The organism is Prosthecodimorpha staleyi, assembly GCF_018729455.1.
Taxonomy (GTDB): Bacteria; Pseudomonadota; Alphaproteobacteria; order Rhizobiales; family Ancalomicrobiaceae; genus Prosthecodimorpha; species Prosthecodimorpha staleyi.
This window is the reverse complement of sequence record NZ_JAHHZF010000033.1, coordinates 2,092-4,577: the sequence shown is the minus strand read 5'-3', so window position 1 is coordinate 4,577 and position 2,486 is coordinate 2,092. Positions and strand designations below refer to the sequence as shown.

Here is a 2,486-nt window from a genome sequence, read left to right as displayed (position 1 = left end):
GCGCACCCAGGGCGACAGGATCGGCTGGCCCTCGGCATCCTCGCCGATCTTGACCCGGACCATCCGCTTGGCGTTGTCGATCTCCTCGATCGTGCCGGGCACGCGGGCGAGCGCCAGGCGCCGGTTGAGGTCGACCACCTGGCGGCGCAGGCGGCGGAGTTCGGAGGCGACCAGGTCCATCGGTCAGCCCTCCAGTTCGAACAGGGCGAGCACCTCCGGCGGCGGGTCGACACCCTCGCCGAAGTCGAAGTCGATCGCCGGCCGGCCGTCGCCATCGAGCACTTCCGTGCCGAGCGGCTCCGGGCCGTCGAACAGGCCGGTGCCCTGGTCGATCAGGCTCTGCGTCCAGGTGACCGCGTAGTAGGCCGCCCCCTTGGCGGCATCGCTGACCGTGAAGAGCGGCCGGAACTCCGGCCCCGGATCGACCGCCGGCGGCGTCACGCCGGTGAGCCCCCAGGTCGCCGCGTCGCGATCGGGCAGGATCTGCAGGAGCCGCCGGCCGAGCGCCAGGCCGATCCGCTCGCGGTCGACCGCGCGGGTGCCGATAGCCTTGTCGGCGACCACCAGATAGGCGACCCAGTCGATGGGCAGATGCACCGACCCGTCGAGCATCTGGGCCCCGCGGATGCGGCTCCAGCCGACCGCGATGCCCGGCGCCTGCACGATGGCGCGCTCGGTGACCTCGGAGATGTCGAGCCGGCCGGGATGCGAGGCAACCGCGATGCCGGTGATCAACGTGGCCAGCCGGGCGACGATCGCGGCTTTCAAGGTCCCGAGCGGATCGGCGGCGACGAGATCGGCGAGGCTGACCGGGGTCATGACAGCAGCTTCCCGAAATGATCGGTGACGATCTGCAGGAGCTGGCGGGCGTTGTCCTCAGACAACCCGATGAAGGGCCGCGGCGGGATGGTGACCTTCTTGGCGAAGTACGCCTGCCCACCCACCATGAAATAGAGAGCCTTCTTGTTCTTCGGCACGATCTCGGCGCCGAACTGGTGAACGTGGGCGTATTCCCAACTCGCGCCCCACTTGGCCTCCGTCGGCGAGGCGGTCCAGGCGATCGAGCCGAGGAGATGCTGGCCGGACTTGTGCAGGATCGACCCGCCCTCCCGGTTCGGCGGCCAGGCCTGGCCGTCCGGTCCGGTCTTCTCGTCGGTGATCCTGCGGCGGGTCTGGCTCTCGCCGATCGCGCCGATCGCCGACATCATGTCCTCGTCGCCGACCCCGGAGACCAGGCGCGACAGGGCCGCAAGCGCCTGGTCGATGCCGGTCAGGTCGATGGTGATCGAGACGCCGTTCATCACCACATCCTCTCGCGCGTGAACATCCGTTCGGGCGCCGAGATCATCACGCCGTTGGGGGTCGCCGCGCCGTCGCCGGCCTCGGAACCGGGCGCCGCGCCGCCGGTGCCGAGCACGACCAGGCCGCCGGCGCCCTTGGCGATGTCCTTGAGCCGCGCGATTGACGCCTCGTAGCGCTCTTTCAGGGCATCGCTCGTGCGCGCGAAGGACAGGCTGATCCGGTAGAGCGCGATATCCATGCAGTAGACGCGCAGGATCGCCTCGGAGGTCGCGTCGAGCCGGTCGAGATCGGCGGCCGAATAGCGGGCGAGCAGGATGCCGGTCATCTCCGCGCCCGCGTCCTCGATCGCCCGGACGACCCGAATGTCGTCGCGCAAGCCCGTCGTCTCGTCGGCCGCCAGGATGGTCAGCTGCTCGGGATGCCGGTCGATCAGATCCTGCAGGGTGGCGAAGGCGGTCGCGATGGTCATCGGGGGGCGTCTCTCGGGGGCGTTGTCTCGGGGTGGGCGGTTGAGGCGGCGGCACGCCCTGAGCCGCCGCCTCCCGAGATCGCCGCGCGACGCGCATCGGACGCGGCGATGAGGGTCCGGGCCGAGGCCCGGAGAATGGTGCCGGCCTTCCACCGGCTCGGATGGCCTTGCCGACCGGACCTCGGCGCGGCCGGCTCGTCTCAACGGCGGGGATCAGCCATCTCCCCCGGGTATCGGGTCAGATCGCCTGGGCGCCGGCGAGCTGGGCGGCGATCGTCTCGTCGACCTCGACCGTCTCGCCGATCTCCCGGCGGCGGCCGTCGATGATGGCCGGGGCGATCAGCGTGACGGCGCGGATCGCCGGCGGGACGCCCGAGCCTTCGATCTGGATGCCGGGCTCGGGATTGTCGGGCCGCTGGTCCAGCATGGCCGGCACGATCCGGCCGGGGGCCGCCAAGTCGGCGGCGAGATCGCCGGGCGGCACCGTCACGCCCTGAAGGGTCGCCAGGGTGTCGGCCGCGATCGGCGCGGCCGCCGGCGGCGGGGCGGCGGCCTCGGGCTGGGGCTGGGGCTTCTTGGCCATGTCAGCTCACCGCGTCCTGGATCAGGTAGCCGACGGAGGGCGCGCAGACGACCTCCTTGACCTTCTCGCCGACGCGGATCCGGAAGCCGCCGTCGAGGCCCATGTCCTCGTCCTCGATCCGGCCGCCGACCT

General features: G+C 71.4%; 4 protein-coding genes and 1 pseudogene. All 5 read right to left on the bottom strand.

The features are described from left to right. A pseudogene (locus KL771_RS28145) lies at positions 1-180 on the bottom strand (phage baseplate protein); the annotation flags it as partial. A gap of 3 nt (positions 181-183) precedes the next feature. Then, entirely contained in the window at positions 184-819 is a 636-nt protein-coding gene (locus KL771_RS28140) for a hypothetical protein (RefSeq protein ID WP_261971823.1), read from the bottom strand. Beyond that, entirely contained in the window at positions 816-1,301 is a 486-nt protein-coding gene (locus tag KL771_RS28135; protein ID WP_261971822.1) for a phage virion morphogenesis protein, read from the bottom strand. Before KL771_RS28135 ends, KL771_RS28140 begins: the two co-directional genes overlap by 4 nt. Further along, a complete protein-coding gene (locus KL771_RS28130; RefSeq protein WP_261971821.1) occupies positions 1,301-1,771 on the bottom strand; it encodes a gp436 family protein in 471 nt (156 codons plus the stop codon). Before KL771_RS28130 ends, KL771_RS28135 begins: the two co-directional genes overlap by 1 nt. Before the next feature lie 238 nt (positions 1,772-2,009). Beyond that, entirely contained in the window at positions 2,010-2,354 is a 345-nt protein-coding gene (locus KL771_RS28125) for a hypothetical protein (RefSeq protein ID WP_261971820.1), read from the bottom strand. Positions 2,355-2,486 lie beyond the last annotated feature (132 nt).